The sequence below is a fragment of the Actinomadura verrucosospora genome (assembly GCF_039540335.1).
In the GTDB taxonomy this organism is placed as follows: domain Bacteria; phylum Actinomycetota; class Actinomycetes; order Streptosporangiales; family Streptosporangiaceae; genus Spirillospora; species Spirillospora verrucosospora.
Window position 1 is genome coordinate 63,938 of sequence record NZ_BAABEV010000012.1, and the last position, 17,098, is coordinate 81,035.

Genomic DNA, 17,098 nt, shown 5'->3' on the forward strand with positions numbered 1-17,098 from the left:
ACCGCCCCTGCGCGGGCGGACCTGCGCGCCACCGGCAGTTCCCCCATATCCAGGGAGATCGAGTGGCCACAACCTCCGCGCGCCGTCCCGGCACGTCCGCCGGGATCCCGTCCGGGACCTCTGTTCCGGAGACCTCTGGAGACCGCGGGGGCGCCGCTCCCGGCAGGGAACCGGACCGGCGCACGTACGTCCTCGACACCAGCGTGCTGCTCGCCGATCCGGGAGCGATGACGCGGTTCGCCGAGCACGAGGTCGTACTCCCCATCGTCGTCATCTCCGAACTGGAGGCCAAGCGGCACCACCCCGAGCTCGGCTACTTCGCCCGGCAGGCGCTGCGCACGCTGGACGACCTGCGCCTGCGGCACGGCCGGCTGGACGAGCCGGTCTCGGTCGAGGGGGCGCTCGGCGACCAGGGCGGAACGCTCCGCGTCGAGCTGAACCACGCCGACCCGAGCGTCCTGCCGGACGGGTTCCGGCTCGGCGACAACGACACCCGGATCCTGTCGGTGGCCGCCTGGCTGGCCCGTGAGGGACGCGACGTCGTGCTGGTCTCCAAGGACCTGCCGATGCGGGTGAAGGCGTCCGCGGTGGGGCTCGCCGCCGAGGAGTACCGCGCGGAGCTGGCCGTCGTGGAGTCCGGCTGGACCGGGATGCGCGAGCTGGAGGTCACCGCCGGGGCCGTCGAGGAGCTGTACGAGTCGGGGAGCGCCGATCTGGAGGAGGCGCGGGACCTGCCCTGCCACACGGGGCTGCGGCTGCTGTCCGAGCGCGGATCGGCCCTCGGCCGCGTCCAGCCGGACAAGTCGGTGCGGCTGGTGCGCGGCGACCGCGAGGTGTTCGGGCTGCGCGGCCGGTCCGCCGAGCAGCGGATCGCGCTGGACCTGCTGATGGACGAGGACGTCGGCATCGTCTCGCTCGGCGGGCGGGCCGGCACCGGCAAGTCGGCGCTCGCCCTCTGCGCGGGGCTGGAGGCCGTGCTGGAGCGGCGGCGGCACCGCAAGGTCGTGGTGTTCCGCCCCCTGTACGCGGTCGGCGGCCAGGAGCTCGGATACCTGCCGGGCTCGGAGGGCGAGAAGATGTCGCCGTGGGCGCAGGCGGTCTACGACACCCTCTCGGCGGTGACGACGCCGGAGGTCGTGGACGAGGTGGTGGACCGTGACATGTTGGAGGTCCTGCCGCTCACCCACATCCGGGGCCGGTCGCTGCACGACGCGTTCGTGATCGTGGACGAGGCGCAGTCGCTGGAGCGCGGCGTGCTGCTCACCGTCCTGTCGCGGATCGGCGCGGGGTCGCGGGTGGTGCTGACCCACGACGTGGCGCAGCGCGACAACCTGCGCGTCGGCAGGCACGACGGCGTCGCGGCCGTGGTGGAGCGCCTGAAGGGCCACCCGCTGTTCGCGCACGTGACGCTGACCAGGTCGGAGCGCTCGCCGATCGCGGCGCTCGTGACCGACATGCTCGGCGACGTCGGGGTCTGACCCGGACGAGAGAGGACCCCGGCGGACCGGTGACGGCCGCCGGGGTCCTCGCGTCTCAGAACGCCGTGGACATTCCTACGGAGGGTGATCATTAAACCCCGCAGGGTAGGAATGTGGTGAAGGTCACACTCTCTCCGATGTGAGGGGAGAACCGCAGGTCCGTCCGTGTTTTCGGTACTTGCCGGGCGGGGTTGACAATCGTCCTGTCGGCCGCATTCGTCTCGTTTTGGTTGCGAAGCAGCCCTCGGCCTGGGGCATTGTGTCTCCCCGTAAGCACCCCCAGAGCGGTGCCGGCCCGGAGCGCGCCCCCCTATCGACGCGCGCGGCGGGCGGGGCGCCGTCCCGGGTCCGAGGCCGCCGGAGCAACCGGCGGCAGTCCCGGACCGGGGTGGAAAACAGTTCGTGCGCGTGTCCATGCGCGTGCGACCGTCGGAAGGACCGCCTTGTTCGGAGACCGTTCCGGGTCCCCTAGGCGAGACGATCGACAGAGCTCCGGCCCGGCGCAGCCGCCCGGCCCCTCCCCCGAGGGGCCCGAGGCGCCGCACGAGGACGACGTGCGCGTCGCCGGCACCGGGCCCCGTGCGGGCGTCCCCGCGGGGGACACGCTCGGCCTCCAGCCCCTCCAGGAGCCGCCGCGCACCGGCGTCTCCGCCGGCGGCCCCGCTGACGAGATCTCCTCCGGGCCGGGCGGACCCCGCCGGGCCGGTCGCAAGGGCGGATCCGGCGCCCGCAAGGGCGGTCCCGCCGGGCGCAAGGAGGCCTCCGGCGGGCGCAACGGCGTGCGGATCGCGGTGGTCGCCGCGGGCGCCGCCGTCCTGCTCGGCGGCGGCGCGGTCGCCGCGTTCGCGCTGACCGGCGGCTCCGGCGACGAGGGCCCCCAGACCGTCGAGCCCACCCGGCAGCTCGCCGACGCCGCCGTGCCGAAGATCGATCCGAAGGTGCTGGAGCAGCAGCGCAAGAAGCTGGCGCTGGAGCGGGCCTCCCGCGCGACGCGCCAGGACGGGGGCAAGAAGGGCCCGTCCCTGCTCCCCAAGGGCAAGCCGATCCCGACCAAGACGCCGGAGCCGAAGAAGACCGGCGGCAGCGGCGGCGGCCCGACGGGCGACCCGGTCCCCGCCGGCGAGGCGCAGGCGATCGCCAAGCGGCTGATGCCGAGCTACGGCTTCACCGGCAGCGGCCAGTTCGGCTGCCTGGTCAACCTGTGGAACAAGGAGAGCCACTGGAACGTCCACGCGTCCAACCCCTCCTCGGGCGCGTACGGAGTTCCGCAGGCCCTTCCCGGCGACAAGATGGCCAGCGCGGGACCCGACTGGCGGAACAACCCCACCACCCAGATCAAGTGGGGGCTCGGCTACATCAAGAACCGCTACGGCACGCCGTGCGGCGCGTGGTCGCACTCGCAGTCCGTCGGCTGGTACTGATCCGCCCCGGCGCGTCCCGGCCGCCCTGCGCGGCGCCTGGGACGCGCGGGGCGTCCGGGGCGGGCGCCGCCCGCCTCAGCGGCGGGCCGCGCCGGTCATCCGCAGCACGTCGAGCGCCTCGTCCAGCTGCTCGACGGTCAGCCTGCCCGCCTCGACGTGGCCGCGCTCCAGCACGACCTCGCGGATCGTCCGGCGCTCCCGGAGCGCCTGCTTGGCGACCTTCGCGGCCTCCTCGTACCCGAGGTAGCGGTTCAGCGGCGTCACGATCGACGGTGAGGACTCGGCGTACTCGCGCATCCGCTCCTCGTCGGCCTCGACGCCGTCCACGCAGCGGTCGGCCAGCAGCCGGGACGCGTTCGCCAGCAGGGTGATCGACTCCAGCACGTTGCGGGCCAGCATCGGCAGCATCACGTTCAGCTCGAAGCTGCCGGACGCGCCGCCGAACGCCACCGCCGCGTCGTTGCCGATGACCTGCGCGGCGACCTGCGCCACCGCCTCGGGGATCACCGGGTTCACCTTCCCCGGCATGATCGACGAGCCCGGCTGCAGGTCGGGCAGCCGGATCTCGGCGAGCCCGGCGCGCGGCCCCGACCCCATCCAGCGCAGATCGTTGGCGATCTTGGTGAGGCTCACCGCGATCGTGCGCAGCGCGCCGCTGGCCTCCACCAGGCCGTCGCGCGCGCCCTGCGCCTCGAAGTGGTCGCGGGCCTCGGTGAGCGGCAGCCCGGTGGCCCGGGCGAGCTCGGCGACGGTGCGGGCGGCGAAGCCCTCGGGGGTGTTGATGCCGGTGCCGACGGCCGTCCCGCCGAGCGGGAGCTCCGCCAGCCGCGGCAGCACGGCCTCCAGCCGCTCCACGCCGTGCCCGGCCTGCGCGGCGTACCCCCCGAACTCCTGCCCGAGCGTCACCGGCGTCGCGTCCATCAGGTGGGTGCGGCCGGACTTGACGACGGTCGCGAACTCCTCGGCCTTGCGGGCGAGCGCGGCCTCCAGATGCCGCAGCGCGGGGATCAGCTCGTTCACGACGGCCCCGGTGGCCGCGACGTGGATGGACGAGGGGAACACGTCGTTGGACGACTGGGAGGCGTTCACGTGGTCGTTGGGATGGACGGGGCGGCCGAGCCGCTCCTGCGCCAGCGTCGCCACGACCTCGTTGGCGTTCATGTTGGACGACGTCCCCGAGCCGGTCTGGAACACGTCGATCGGGAACTGGTCGTCCCACCGCCCGGCGGCGACCTCGCGGGCGGCCTCGGCGATGGCGCCGGCGAGGTCCTCGTCGAGGACGCCCAGCTCGGCGTTGACGACCGCCGCGGCGGCCTTGATCTGGCCGAGCGCGGCGATGTGCGCGGCCTCCAGCGTCCGTCCGGAGATCGGGAAGTTCTCCACCGCGCGCTGCGTCTGGGCCCGCCACTTGGCCGCGGCCGGAACCCGGACCTCGCCCATCGAGTCGTGCTCGACCCGGAACTCCTGCTCGCCCATGGAACGCCTCCCCGCTCGACTCCGGCGGCCGCCGCCTGAAAGGGGCAGCCCCGTCAGTGGGTCACGCATTCCCGCGTGAGGCGCGGATCACTCCTTGTTCAGCGTGTAGTTCTGCCGCTCGCCCGGCCTGCCCGCCGGCTTCTGCCGCCCGTTCACCCAGACGTCGCACGCGGACGCGTCGTAGACGACCGCGTTGATGCGCGGCTGGTCGTACCGGCGCGCCTCGCCCATGCGCAGCGTCTCGTCGCTGAGCACCGTCATCGCGGCCCCCGGGACCGACACGAAGATCTTGCAGGAGTCGGTGCGGGCCCGGACGACGAGCGTGCTGGTCGCGGCGCCGGGCGGCGCGGCGGCCTGGGTCGTGCTCGCCGGGGTGGACGCGCCGGCGGTGGGGGAGGGGCCGGGGCTCTCCCGCATCATGCCGACGATGAGGGCGGTGGCGCCGATGCCGCAGGAGGCGACGGTCGCGCCGATGAGCCCGATCACGACCATCAGCCGGTAGCGGGGGGTCGGCGCGCGGCGCCCCGAGCGCGGGCCCGCCATGGCCCGTTCGAGCCGGTCGACCGCGCGGGCGTGGCTGAGCCGCCGGGTGGGGTTCTTCTCCAGCAGCCCGGTGATGACGGGCGCGAGCGCGCCGGCGTTCTGCGGGGCGGGGGTCGACTCGTTGGCCAGCGCCGACAGCGTCGCCATGACGTTCTCGCGCTCGAACGGCGGGCGGCCCTCCAGCGCCGCGTACAGCGTCGCGCCGAGCGACCACAGGTCGGACCGCGGGGTCGCCTTCTCCCCGGCGGCGACCTCGGGCGCCACGTACGCGGGCGACCCCATGAAGTGGCCCGTCGCGGTGAGGCTCGCCGAACCCGAGGAGAACGCGAGCCCGAAGTCGGTGAGGACGACGCGGTCGCCGTCCAGGAGCACGTTGCTCGGCTTCAGGTCGCGGTGCACGATCCCGGCCTTGTGCGCGGTGTTGAGGGCGTCCAGCAGGGCGCGGCCGATGTGCCCGACGCGCTCGGGCGGCAGCGGGCCCGAGCGCTCGATGAGCTGTTCGAGGCTGGGCGCCTCGATCATCTCCATCACGATCCAGGGACGGCCCTGCTCGATGACCACGTCGTAGACCTCGACGATGGAGTGCGTGCGCAGCTGCGCGGGCGCGCGCGCCTCCCGGAGGGTACGGCGGTAGAAGAGCACCCGGTCGTCCTCGGCGAGGTTGTCGGGGATCCGCAGTTCCTTGATCGCGACAGCGCGGTCGAGGAGCTCGTCGTGCCCCCTCCACACCGTGCCGTTGGCGCCCTGACCTATCTCCGAGACCAGCCGGTAGCGCGTCGCTAGCACGAGGCGCTCTGACTGTGACATGGCGGAAAAGATACCGGAGTGGCCAGCCGGTCATCGGGGAGACTTCATCACCAACGCGAATTTTGGCCCAATACTGTGACCTTGCGACAAGAAACCGCGGGGGACCGCCTCCCGGCGGCCCCGGGCGGGGGCCGCCGGCCGCCGCCGGAGGTCAGCGCCTGCCGATGCTGAGGACGGGTCCGGTGGTGTCGGCGAAGAAGTCCTCGCCCTTGTCGTCCACCACGATGAAGGCCGGGAAGTCCTCGACCTCGATCTTCCAGACGGCCTCCATGCCGAGCTCCGGGTACTCCAGGACCTCGACCTTCTTGATGCAGTCCTGCGCGAGCCGCGCCGCCGGGCCGCCGATCGAGCCGAGGTAGAAGCCGCCGTGCTCCTTGCAGGCGTCGGTGACCTGCTTGGACCGGTTGCCCTTGGCCAGCATGACCAGCGAGCCGCCCGCGGCCTGGAACTGCTCGACGTAGGAGTCCATCCGGCCGGCCGTGGTCGGGCCGAACGAGCCCGACGCGTAGCCCTCGGGCGTCTTGGCCGGGCCCGCGTAGTAGACGGCGTGGTCGCGCAGGTACTGCGGCATCGGCTCGCCCGCGTCCAGCCGCTCCTTGATTTTGGCGTGCGCGATGTCGCGCGCCACGACGAGCGGACCGGTCAGCGACAGCCGCGTCCGGACCGGGTACCGGGTCAGCTCGGCGCGGATCTCCGCCATCGGGCGGTTGAGATCGATGGCGACGACGTCGTCGTCCAGGTGCTCGCCGGTGGTGTCGGGCAGGTACTGGGCGGGGTCGGTCTCCAGCCGCTCCAGGAACACGCCCTCCGCGGTGATCTTGGCGAGGGCCTGCCGGTCGGCGCTGCACGAGACGGCGATCGCGACCGGGCAGGACGCGCCGTGCCGCGGCAGCCGGATCACCCGCACGTCGTGGCAGAAGTACTTGCCGCCGAACTGCGCCCCGATCCCGAGCTTCTGCGTCAGCTCGAACACCTGGAGCTCCAGCTCCAGGTCGCGGAACCCGTGCCCGAGCGGCGAGCCCTCGGTGGGCATCGCGTCCAGGTAGTGGGCCGAGGCGTACTTGGCGGTCTTCAGCGCGTACTCGGCGGACGTGCCGCCCACGACGATCGCCAGGTGGTACGGCGGGCACGCGGCCGTGCCGAGCGAGCGGATCTTCTCCTCCAGGAAGGACATCATCCGCTTGGGGTTCAGGACGGCCTTGGTCTCCTGGAAGAGGAACGACTTGTTGGCGCTGCCGCCGCCCTTGGCCATGAACAGGAACTTGTAGGCGTCGCCGGGCGTCGCGTACAGCTCGATCTGCGCGGGCAGGTTGGAGCCGGTGTTCTTCTCGTCCCACATCGTCACGGGCGCCATCTGCGAGTAGCGCAGGTTCAGCTTCGTGTAGGCGTCGTACACCCCGCGCGAGATGTGCCTCTCGTCGTCGCCGTCCGTCAGGACGTGCTGGCCGCGCTTGCCCATGACGATCGCGGTGCCGGTGTCCTGGCACATCGGCAGGACGCCGCCGGACGCGATGCCCGCGTTCTTCAGCAGGTCCAGCGCGACGAACCGGTCGTTGGGGGACGCCTCGGGGTCGTCCAGGATCCGGCGGAGCTGCGCCAGGTGCGCCGGACGCAGCAGGTGGGCGATGTCGCGCATGGCCGTCTCGGTGAGCAGCCGCAGGGCCTCCGGCTCGACCTGCAGGAACGTCCGCCCGTTCGTTTCGAACGTCGAGACCCCGTCGGAGGTCAGGAGCCGGTAGTCGGTCTCGTCCGGGCCGAGCGGAAGCAGGTCGGTGTAGGAGAAGTCAGGCATCTCAGGCAGATCCTCGCGCGATTCCGATGGGGGCCGCCTCACAGGTTACGGGCTCGGCGGGCGCGGGCCCACGGGGGGCGACCCGGGCGCGCAGGCCCACCACGACGCCCGCGGCGACCAGGACGGCGCCCGCCAGATCGGCCGGTCCCGGCCGGTCGAGGCCGAGCGCGACGGTCGTGACCACCGCGCTGATCGGGATCAGGCCCGCGCACAGCCCGGCGCGGTCGGCCCCGAGCCGCCCGATCGCGTCGTACCAGAGCAGGAACGCGATCGTGGTGACGACGATCGACAGGTAGGCGAAGCCGGCCAGCTCGCCGGCCGTCGGGACGCGCAGCAGCGCCGTCCCGTCCGCGACCAGGCCGGCCGCCAGCAGCATCGGGACGGCCAGCGCGGCGGAGTAGGCGGAGACCCGCAGCGGTCCGAGGCGCGGCAGCAGCGGCACGGCCAGCAGCGAGAAGCCCACCTCGCCGCCGAGGGCGCCGAGCGAGAGCAGCAGCCCGCGGACGCCACCGCCCCCGAAGCCGTTCGCGAGCGCGGCCCCCGCCGCCACCACGCAGGCCGCCGCGATGATCGCCGGGGCGGGGCGGCGGCCGTCCAGCAGCGGCCCGACCACCGCCAGCACGATCGGGACCGTCGCGATCACCGTGCCGACGGTGGCCGGGCTGGTGTCCCGGGTGGCCAGCACGATGCAGACGTTGAACGCCACCAGTCCGGTCCCCGCCAGGGCCGTCAGCAGCAGCCAGTCGCGGGCGGAGGGGCGGCGGGCGGGCCCTCCGGCGAGGCGCGCCACGGCGAGCAGGACCAGCGCGGCCGCGGCGTACCGGACCGCCTGGCCGCCGAAGACGGGATAGCCGGAGATGGTCGCCGAGACGGCCGTCAGCGTGCCGACGAGGGACATCGCGGCCCCGGCCCCCGCCATGCCGCGCCTGTGGGAGGTGTTCATGGACCGAACGCTAGGGCGCGGTTGGTCCATGGGACAGAGCCAATCAATCCCCCCGAACGCGGACCAATACCCTCTCCGTGACGTCCACACCGCCCCTTGACGCTGAGAGTCATGTGACCGACCTTCATCTTTCTCTCGACCGGTCCGCCGGGCGGCTGGCCGCGCAGATCGCCGCGGGCTTCCGCGCGGCGGTGCGCTCCGGCCGGCTGACCGCCGGGACCCGGCTGCCGTCGAGCCGCGATCTGGCCCGTGACCTGGACGTCTCCCGCGGTGTCGTCGTCACCGCCTACGAGCAGCTCACCGCCGAAGGCTTCCTGATCGCCCGGCGCGGCGACGGCACCCGCATCGCGCCGCTGGCCCGCCCCGACGAGGAGATCGGGCCGCCGCCCGGGCCGCCGCCCCGCCCGGCCGAGCCACGGACGGAACCGGCCGTCCTGTACGACCTGACGCCCGGGCAGCCCGACCTCTCGGCGTTCCCCCGCGAGCGCTGGATCGCCGCCGCCCGCACCGCGCTGCGCACGCTGCCGCACGACGCGCTCGCCTACCCCGACCCGGCCGGCGTCCCGGACCTGCGGGCCGAGCTCGCGTCCTACCTCGGCCGGGTGCGCGCCGCGCACGCCGACCCCGGCCGGATCGTGATCATGAACGGGGTGGCGCAGGGCCTGTCGGGCCTGCTCGGCCAGCTGCGCTCCGACGGCCACACCGCGCTCGCCGTCGAGGACCCCACCAGCGTCCGGCAGCTGCCGATGCTGGCCGCCTCCGGGGTCCGCCTCGTCCGCGTCCCGGTGGACGAGGAGGGCCTGGACGTCGCGGCGCTCGCCCGCACCCAGGCCCGCGCCGTCCTCGTGACGCCCGCGCACCAGTACCCGACCGGCGTCGTGCTGTCCCCGGCGCGGCGCGCCGCGCTGATCGCCTGGGCGCGCGACGCGGACGGCGTCGTCCTGGAGGACGACTACGACGCCGAGTTCCGCTACGACCGCGACCCCGTCGGCTGCCTCCAGGGCGTCGACCCCGACCGGGTCGTCCTCCTCGGCTCGGTCAGCAAGTCGCTCGCCCCCGCCCTGCGCCTCGGCTGGGCCCTCGCGCCGCCGTTCCTCGCCGAGGGCCTGCGGGAGCACCGCACCAACACCGACCTCGGCGCGCCCGTCCTGGAGCAGTACGCGCTGACCGAGTTCCTGCGCGGCGGCGGCTACGACCGGCATCTGCGCACCATGCGGAGGCGGTACCGGGCCCGGCGGGACGCCCTCGCCGGCGCGCTCGCCGAGAACCTGCCCGGCGCCAGGGTTCACGGCGTCTCAGCGGGCATCCACCTCTACGTGGAACTGCCGGGCGGGTGCGACGAGGACCGAGTCGTGGAGCACGCGGCGCGGGCCGGGGTGTCGGTCGCGGGCGCCCGCGCCATGTGGTCGCCCCGCCGCGCCGAGGAGGCGCCCCCCGCGCTCGTCCTGGGCTACGCGGGCCTCCCGGAGCCGCGCCTGGTCAAAGCCGCGCAACTGCTGGGTCAAGCGGTTGCTCACGGTGATGGAGGGTAAGAACAGCATCCCCGGTGTAGGAGGTATGCATGAGTCTGGAAGAGGCCGCGCGGCAGTTGAAGATGGCCGGCCACGACGCGCAGGTGGCCTTCGACTGTGTCGGTCTGGGCGACCTCGAACGGGCGCAGGAGCACGCCGTGACGCTCCGGGCCGCGGCCGACGCCGCCGAAGTGGCGCTCAGCCAAGCCCTGAAGGACATGTCTCCCGAGGAGGCCCAGACGGAAGGCGAGCGCGCCGTCACGGCCCTGGCCGAAGACGCGTGAGCAGTGCCTTCCCAGGGGGGCGCCCCTGGAACCCCCGGTGCGGCTGGTCGTACCCGCTACCGGAGCGACACGTCATGAACCCGCACGGGCACGGGAGCCCGGATCGTGGCGTGAGGATCGCCCGGCTCGCAACGGGGGTTCCAGGGGGTCGCCCACCTGGGAAGACACAGCGAAGCCCTTCGCGGTGGCGAAGACGACCAGGATCAGGGCCGTCGGGGCGATGAAGGCGATGCGCAGGCCGTGGTCGGCGCTGAGCGGAGCGATGGCCCCGACCACGGCGGCGCCGAGGACGAAGCCGACGTAGTTGAAGATGTTGACCCGGGCGACGGCGACGCCGAGACCGGTCGGGTCGACGCGTCCGGCGGCGGAGAAGGACACCGGGGCGATCACGCTCAGGCCGAGCCCGGCGAGCGCGAACGCGGCGATGGCGACGGCCGCGTTGGGCGCGGCGACCACGCCGGCCATGCCGAGGACGCCGACCAGGCCGCCGATCCGCACCACCCTGACGGCCCCCGAGCGGCGGACGGCGAGGTCGGCGACGGCGCGGCTGACGACCATGGTGACCTGGTAGGCGACGTAGCCGAGCGGGGCGACCCAGTCGCTCGCGGACAGCTCGTCGTCCAGGTACTTGGCGCCGTAGCTGGAGATCGCCGAGTCGGCCAGGTAGGCGACGGCCATCGCGGCGCCCACGACCAGGATCGGGCGCCACGGGACGCTGCGCCCGGCCGCCTTCAGCTCCTCGGCGGTGGGGCCGTCCCCCTCCTCGGCGCGGCGGTAGAGGCGGCCGCCGGTGGCGAGCGAGGCGGCCACGCCGACGGCGGCGGCGATCGCGAAGCCGGTGAACAGCGACAGGTCCAGCTTGTTGGCGAGGGACGCCCACAGGCCGCCGAGGATCCCCGCGACGCTCCACACCGCGTAGAACCCGGTGATCAGGCTGATCCCGTACCGGCGCTCGACGGCGATCGCCTGGGCGTTCATCGAGGCGTCCACCGCGCCGACGAACAGGCCGAAGGCGGCGACGGTCACGTAGAGGGCGGGGTCGTTGTCGCCGGTGAGGCCGATCAGGGCGATCGTGACGGCCACGGCGGGCTGGGAGACGCGCAGCACCGGGGCGCTGCCGAGCCGCTGGAACAGCGCGCCGGACGCGACGCTCCCCACGCCCGCGACCAGCGGCACCATGAGCAGCACCAGCGACAGCGTGGCGTCGCTGAGGTGGTGCGACTCCTGCATCTTCGGCACCTGCGTCACCAGCGAGGCGAAGCAGAGCCCCTGGACGGCGAACGCCGTGTACGCGGCGAACCGGGCCCGGCGGTCCCGGGCGGTGGTGCCCTCGCTCATGCGCCCCGACCTCTCTGGCTGCGCACCGTGAACGGACGCAATGTGAAGAAGATTCGCGTCAGCGTAGGGACAGGGGACGCCCCAGGTCAATGGGCGGGGACCGTCAGCCGATGAGGCGCCTGCGCATCCCCCGCACGGCGATGATCCACATCAGCGCGGCGAACACCACCAGCGCGCCGAGGTGGCCGAGGTCGGCGAGCGGGTGCAGGCCGAACACCGCGTCCCTGACCAGCTGCACGCAGTGGTACAGCGGGTTGAGGTGGGAGACCTTCTGCGCCCAGCCGGGCAGCGTGTCGATGGGGAAGAACGTCCCGGCGATCAGGAACAGCGGCGTCACCACACCGGTGATCACGTAGTCGAACGAGTTGATCGACGGCACCACCGACGACGTCCACATGCCGAAGAGGCCGAAGCCGAGCGCGGTGAAGAACGTCACGAACGGCACCAGCAGCATCCCGGGGGACGGGTCGAGGCCGAAGAACAGCGCCACGACGAGCGGGGTGCACGAGTACACCGCCGACTTGGCCGCGATCCACAGCGCCTCGCCCGTCACGAGCTCGTGCACGTCCACGGGCGCGGCGAGCATCGCGTCGTAGGTGTGCTGGAACACCCGCCTGATGTAGCCGTTGAACATCCCCGGGAACACCGAGGTGAACAGCGCCGCGGTCCCGACGACGCCGGTCGCGACGAAGTCCAGGTACCGGTAGTCGCCGATCACCGCGACCATCGAGCCGAACCCGTAGCCGAAGGCCAGCAGGAAGAACGTCGGTTCCACCATCGAGGCGAACGACTGCGACTTCCAGTACCGCTTGTAGAGGGCCAGCTCGTGGCGCCAGATCCCCCGGACCGGCGCCGCCTCGAACCGCCGCAGACGCGGCGCCCGCTCCGCCGTCGCCGCTTCCGCCTGGACGGTCACTCCACACGCTCCCCGGTCAGCACCACGAACACGTCTTCGAGGTTGGAGGCCCGGCGGACGCCGTCCGGGCCGAGTTCGTCCTCCAGGGAGGGCGCGATGGTCTCGGCCTTCAGCACCGACACCGAGGGGCCGGTGCGGCGCGTCGGCAGCCCGGCCGCCCGCGCGACCCGCTCCACCTCCGTCAGCCGGTCCGGCGGCCCGTAGTGCTCGACGACCCGCTCGCCCGCGTACTCGGCCACCAGCGCCGACGGCGTGCCCCGCGCGATGACCCTGCCGTGCGACATCAGCGCGCACTCGTCGGCGAGGCGCTCGGCCTCCTCGATGTAGTGCGTCGACATCAGCACGGTCGTGCCGCCGGCGCGCAGCCCGTCGATCAGGCCCCACAGCTCGGCCCGCACCTGCGGGTCGAGGCCCACGGTCGGCTCGTCCAGCAGGACGAGTGCGGGGCGGTGCACGAGCCCGCGGGCGATCAGCAGCCGCCGCCGCATTCCCCCGGACAGGCCGTCCACCCTGGTCAGCTGCCGCTCGGTGAGGTGCGCGATCGCCAGCGCGGCGTCCACCGCCTCGCGCCGCGCCTTGCGCGGCACCCGGTACAGGTGCGCGAACACCTCCAGGTTCTCGCGCGCGGTGAGCTCCTCGTCGAGGTTGTCCTGCTGGGGGACGACGCCCATCGCCGCCCGCGCGCGCTTGGACTCCCGGGGCACGTCGAAGCCGAGCACGCGGATCGTGCCCTCGTCGGCGACCGCCTGCGCGGTCAGCATCTTCATCGTGGTCGACTTGCCGGCGCCGTTCGGGCCCAGCAGCCCCAGGCAGATGCCGGAGGGGACGTCGAGGTCGAGCCCGTCCACGGCGGTGAAGCCGCCGAACCGCTTCACGACGCCGCGGAGGCTGATCGCCGCCGTGCCGGTGCCCTCGTGGGCAGGCGCGATCTCGGCACGATGCAAGGTCATACCCCTCACACTAGGTAAGGGAGGGACGAATCCCCACCCGTTTTCCCGCGGGGCCGTCCCCGCCGGGGGATACCCTCTTCCCTGTGGACCTCCCCCATCGCCCGGCGGCCGAGAAGGTCACCAACGTGCGCGACCTGCGCGCGTCCGACGCCGACCGGGAACGCGTCGCCGCCGTCCTGGGCGAGGCCCTCGCGGACGGGCGGCTCACCATCGAGGAGCACTCCGAGCGCGTTTCCCGCGCCTACGCCGCCCGCACCCTGGGCGAGCTGACGGGGCTCACCGGCGACCTCAGCCCCGAGGAGGCGCAGCCCATCCTCGTGGACGACCGCCCGGTCTCGGTCTTCTTCGGCCGCACCCGGCGGGACGGGCGCTGGGTCGTCCCGGTCAAGCTCCCGCTCCTGGCCCTGTTCGGGACGGTCGAGCTCGACCTGCGCGAGGCCGTCCTGCAGCGCCGGCACATCGTCGTCGACTCGCTGGTGCTCGGCGGCCGCATCCGGCTGCTGGTCCCCGAGGGCGTCCGCGTGGACGTCACGGGGCGCACCATCCTCAGCACCCGCGACCTGCGGGCCCGTCCCGCGGCCGAGGGCCCGACCATCGAGGTGGGAGGCACGCTGATCTTCGGGTCGGTGCGGGCGCGGGCCCCGAAGCCCTCGCTGCGCAGCCGCGTCCGCAACCGCCTCACCCGCGGCCGGTAGGCCCGCGGGGCCCGCCGCCCTACACCGCCGTGTCGAAGTTGATCGCGCTGTAGGCGCGCAGCTTGCTCAGCTGGTGCTCGCTGGAGATCGTCCGGATGGTGCCGCTGCGCGACCGCATGACCAGCGAGTGCGTGACCGCCGTGCCCTTGCTGTAGCGGACGCCGTCGACCAGCTCGCCGTCGGTGATGCCGGTCGCGGCGAAGAACACGTCGTCGGAGGTCACCAGGTCGTCGGTGGTGAGCACCCGGCCCGGCTCGTGGCCCGCGTCGGCGGCCTTCCGCCGCTCCTCGTCGTCCTGCGGCCACAGCCGGCCCTGGATCACCCCGCCGAGCGCCTTGATCGCGCACGCGGCGATGATGCCCTCCGGGGTGCCGCCGATGCCGAGCAGCAGGTCGACGCCGGTGCCCGGCCGGGACGCCATGATCGCGCCGGCCACGTCGCCGTCCAGGATGAACTTGATCCGCGCCCCGGCCTCCCGGACCTCCTTGACGATGCCCTCGTGCCGCGGCCGGTCCAGGATGCACACCGTCACGTCGTGCGGCGAGGAGCCCTTGGCGCGGGCGATCGCGCGGATGTTGTCGGCGATCGGGCGCTCGATGTCGACGACGTCGGCCGCCTCCGGGCCGGTCACCAGCTTCTCCATGTAGAACACCGCCGACGGGTCGAACATCGACCCGCGCGGCGCCACCGACAGCACCGCGATCGCGTTGTTCATGCCGAGCGCGGTCAGCCGGGTGCCGTCCACCGGGTCGACGGCGACGTCGCACTCGGCGCCGGAGCCGTCCCCGACCTCCTCGCCGTTGTACAGCATCGGCGCGTTGTCCTTCTCGCCCTCGCCGATCACGACGACGCCCCGCATGGACACGGTGTTGATCAGCTGGCGCATCGCGTTCACGGCGGCCCCGTCGGCGCCGTTCTTGTCCCCCCGGCCGACCCAGCGCGCGGCGGCCATGGCGGCGGCCTCGGTCACCCGGACCAGCTCCATCGCGAGGTTGCGGTCCGGAGCCGACGGCTCGGTGGTGAGGGGGGAGGAAACGGTGGTCTCTTCGGACATGGCGGGGCAGCCCCTTCGGTCGGTGGTGCCTCGGATTCTCCGTGGACCGGATGGCAGGCCACAAATTGGACCAGACCAGCCGGGCCGCGGGCCTTCCGGGCACGGGGTCGATCAGGCGTCCTGGCGCGGGCGGAACGAGCACCGGAAACCACCACGGCACGGACAAGGGATCGTTTCCCCCTGGGAGAGGGCGTAATCTCAGGCGTCATGAGCAGCGACATCGACGTCCCGTCCGGCGGGGTGACCCAGAACGGGGGCGCGCGGCCCGCGGACGGCCCCGCGCGGACCTCCGACCGCGGGGCCGCCACCCGCGGCGCCCTGCTGGCCGCGGCCAGAGACGTCTTCTGCCAGTCCGGCTTCGCCCAGGCCGCGGTGACCGACATCGTCGCCAAGGCCGGCGCCAGCGTGGGGAGCCTCTACCACCACTTCAACGGCAAGGCGGACCTCTACCTGACGCTGTTCGAGGACTTCCAGGGACGCCAGCAGGAGCGCACCCGCGAGGCGATCAGCGCCGTCCGCGAGGCCGGCGAGAAGGACCCCATGCGGCAGTTCATCGCCGGCGCGGGCGCCTACCTCAACGGCTGCCTGGACGAGCGGGACGTCGCCCGGCTGTTCATCTCCGGCGACGGGCCTCCCGGGTTCGACCGGGTCATGCGCCAGCGCCTGAACAAGTGGGCCCGCCGCAACGCCGCCCTGTTCCACACCGCCGACGGCGGCGTCGACGAGGCCCTGGTCACGGTGCTGACGGGCGCGATGGCGGGCGCGGTCTCGGAGATCTCGCTGCTGGACGACGAGGACGCCGCCCGCCGGCTGGCCGACAAGATCATGGTCATCGTCGGCACGATCCGCAACCCCGGTACGGAGCAGCGCTGAGGGTGGGGGATCCTGGAGGGGTGACCGACAAGACCCCATCCTCCGCCCCGGAAACCGAGCAGGCGGGACCCGCGCCGGACGCGTCCGCCGGCGGGCCCGAGACGGACGCCGCGCGGGAACGGCCCGTGGTCGAGGTGAGCCCCGGCGTGTACAAGCGGCTGACCACGGGGCTCGGCGGCTTCGCCATGGCGATGGGCGCCTGCCTGCTGCTCGTGCTGGCGATCTACGTCGTCACGCCGCGCAGCGACGAGGAGGTCCTGCCGACCGTCGACTACAGCTCGCAGCTGTGGGCGATGCGCAACGACGCGCCCTACACCGTCCACGCGCCCGAGGGGCTGCCCCCCACCTGGCGTCCCAACAGCTCGCGGGTGAACGGCCTGGACGCCGACGGCAAGGGCCCCGTCGCCTGGCACCTGGGGTTCGTGACGCCCAGCGACGAGTACGCGGCGCTGGAGCAGAGCAACGAGAAGGCCTCGCAGTACGTCCCGCGCATGGCCAACAGCAGCCGGCCGGTCGGGACGCAGCAGGTGAACGGCGTCACCTGGACCAAGTACTACCGCAAGGACAAGAAGGCCAACTCCCTCGCCCGGACGCTTCCGGACGGGGTCAGCATCGTGGTCACCGGCACCGCCTCCTACGCGGAGCTGGCCGTCCTGGCCGGGTCGCTCAAGGAGCAGTCGAAGAACGGCGGCCCGACCCCTTCGGCGACGGCCACGCCGGCCTCCTGAGCCTCGGCGAGGGCCGCGCGCCGCCTCAGAACGGGGCGGCCGCGTCGCCGCCGTCCGGCCGTTCGAGCGCCGCGGCCAGCCGGGCGCGGGCGCCCTCCAACCACTCCTCGCAGACGGCGGCGAGCCTCTCGCCCCGCTCCCACAGGCTGAGCGACTCCTCCAGCGTCAGGCCGCCCGCCTCCAGCCGCTTGACGACGTCGGCCAGCTCGTCCCGCGCCTGCTCGTACGACGGCTTCTCGGCCGTCCCGTTCTCGTCAGCCACCGGCCCACCCTCTCATCCCCCGGGGGA

Annotated in this window: 16 protein-coding genes; 7 read left to right on the forward strand and 9 right to left on the reverse strand. The window is 73.3% G+C overall.

The genetic code is table 11. The features are described from left to right. The first annotated feature begins 203 nt into the window (after window positions 1–203). The gene (phoH2, locus tag ABD944_RS15885; RefSeq protein WP_378188591.1) at window positions 204–1,478 is read left to right on the forward strand and encodes an RNA 5'-3' helicase PhoH2; all 1,275 of its coding nucleotides are present in this window, start codon (window positions 204–206) and stop codon (window positions 1,476–1,478) included. A 554-nt stretch (window positions 1,479–2,032) separates the two neighbouring features. Further along, entirely contained in the window at window positions 2,033–2,899 is an 867-nt protein-coding gene (locus tag ABD944_RS15890; protein ID WP_345176960.1) for an aggregation-promoting factor C-terminal-like domain-containing protein, read from the forward strand. 75 nt (window positions 2,900–2,974) lie between these two features. Here ABD944_RS15890 and ABD944_RS15895 read toward each other — a convergent pair whose 3' ends face one another. The 4 genes from ABD944_RS15895 to ABD944_RS15910 form a co-directional block, all read right to left on the reverse strand. Next, window positions 2,975–4,375: a class II fumarate hydratase gene (locus tag ABD944_RS15895; RefSeq protein ID WP_345176963.1), complete on the reverse strand. Its 1,401-nt coding sequence runs from the start codon at window positions 4,373–4,375 to the stop codon at window positions 2,975–2,977. Between the two features lie 87 nt (window positions 4,376–4,462). Beyond that, window positions 4,463–5,725: a serine/threonine-protein kinase gene (locus tag ABD944_RS15900; protein ID WP_345176965.1), complete on the reverse strand. Its 1,263-nt coding sequence runs from the start codon at window positions 5,723–5,725 to the stop codon at window positions 4,463–4,465. A 151-nt stretch (window positions 5,726–5,876) separates the two neighbouring features. Next, window positions 5,877–7,517 (reverse strand): fumarate hydratase, encoded by a 1,641-nt coding sequence (locus tag ABD944_RS15905; protein ID WP_345176968.1) that lies wholly within the window; start codon window positions 7,515–7,517, stop codon window positions 5,877–5,879. A gap of 1 nt (window position 7,518) precedes the next feature. After that, window positions 7,519–8,460 carry an EamA family transporter gene (locus tag ABD944_RS15910; RefSeq protein WP_345176971.1) on the reverse strand — a complete coding sequence of 314 codons (942 nt, stop codon included), beginning with the start codon at window positions 8,458–8,460 and terminating at the stop codon, window positions 7,519–7,521. A gap of 113 nt (window positions 8,461–8,573) precedes the next feature. Between ABD944_RS15910 and pdxR the strand changes: the two genes are divergently transcribed. Together pdxR and ABD944_RS15920 are read left to right on the forward strand one after the other, a co-directional pair. Further along, complete coding sequence (gene pdxR / locus ABD944_RS15915; protein ID WP_345176972.1) at window positions 8,574–9,992, forward strand: MocR-like pyridoxine biosynthesis transcription factor PdxR; 1,419 nt, start codon at window positions 8,574–8,576, stop codon at window positions 9,990–9,992. 29 nt (window positions 9,993–10,021) lie between these two features. Continuing rightward, a complete protein-coding gene (locus ABD944_RS15920) occupies window positions 10,022–10,255 on the forward strand; it encodes a hypothetical protein (RefSeq protein WP_345176975.1) in 234 nt (77 codons plus the stop codon). A gap of 72 nt (window positions 10,256–10,327) precedes the next feature. On the opposite strand, the gene ABD944_RS15925 is transcribed toward ABD944_RS15920, so the two are convergent. The 3 genes from ABD944_RS15925 to ABD944_RS15935 form a co-directional block, all read right to left on the reverse strand. Next, on the reverse strand, window positions 10,328–11,593 hold the full coding sequence (locus ABD944_RS15925; protein ID WP_345176977.1) for an MFS transporter: 1,266 nt from the start codon (window positions 11,591–11,593) through the stop codon (window positions 10,328–10,330). Window positions 11,594–11,696: 103 nt separating this feature from the next. After that, window positions 11,697–12,509, reverse strand: a complete 813-nt coding sequence (locus ABD944_RS15930) for an ABC transporter permease (RefSeq protein ID WP_345176979.1) — start codon at window positions 12,507–12,509, stop codon at window positions 11,697–11,699. Then, window positions 12,506–13,459 (reverse strand): ABC transporter ATP-binding protein, encoded by a 954-nt coding sequence (locus tag ABD944_RS15935; protein WP_345176980.1) that lies wholly within the window; start codon window positions 13,457–13,459, stop codon window positions 12,506–12,508. Before ABD944_RS15935 ends, ABD944_RS15930 begins: the two co-directional genes overlap by 4 nt. Before the next feature lie 83 nt (window positions 13,460–13,542). On the opposite strand from ABD944_RS15935, the gene ABD944_RS15940 reads away from it, so the two are divergent. Continuing rightward, window positions 13,543–14,154: a DUF1707 SHOCT-like domain-containing protein gene (locus ABD944_RS15940; RefSeq protein WP_345176982.1), complete on the forward strand. Its 612-nt coding sequence runs from the start codon at window positions 13,543–13,545 to the stop codon at window positions 14,152–14,154. A gap of 19 nt (window positions 14,155–14,173) precedes the next feature. Here ABD944_RS15940 and glpX read toward each other — a convergent pair whose 3' ends face one another. Then, window positions 14,174–15,208: a class II fructose-bisphosphatase gene (glpX, locus tag ABD944_RS15945; RefSeq protein ID WP_345176984.1), complete on the reverse strand. Its 1,035-nt coding sequence runs from the start codon at window positions 15,206–15,208 to the stop codon at window positions 14,174–14,176. Window positions 15,209–15,415: 207 nt separating this feature from the next. On the opposite strand from glpX, the gene ABD944_RS15950 reads away from it, so the two are divergent. Then, entirely contained in the window at window positions 15,416–16,081 is a 666-nt protein-coding gene (locus ABD944_RS15950; protein WP_345176986.1) for a TetR/AcrR family transcriptional regulator, read from the forward strand. A gap of 20 nt (window positions 16,082–16,101) precedes the next feature. Continuing rightward, the gene (locus tag ABD944_RS15955) at window positions 16,102–16,809 is read left to right on the forward strand and encodes a DUF4245 domain-containing protein (RefSeq protein WP_345176988.1); all 708 of its coding nucleotides are present in this window, start codon (window positions 16,102–16,104) and stop codon (window positions 16,807–16,809) included. Between the two features lie 25 nt (window positions 16,810–16,834). Here ABD944_RS15955 and ABD944_RS15960 read toward each other — a convergent pair whose 3' ends face one another. After that, window positions 16,835–17,071 (reverse strand): exodeoxyribonuclease VII small subunit, encoded by a 237-nt coding sequence (locus tag ABD944_RS15960; RefSeq protein WP_345176991.1) that lies wholly within the window; start codon window positions 17,069–17,071, stop codon window positions 16,835–16,837. Between the last annotated feature and the right edge of the window lie 27 nt (window positions 17,072–17,098).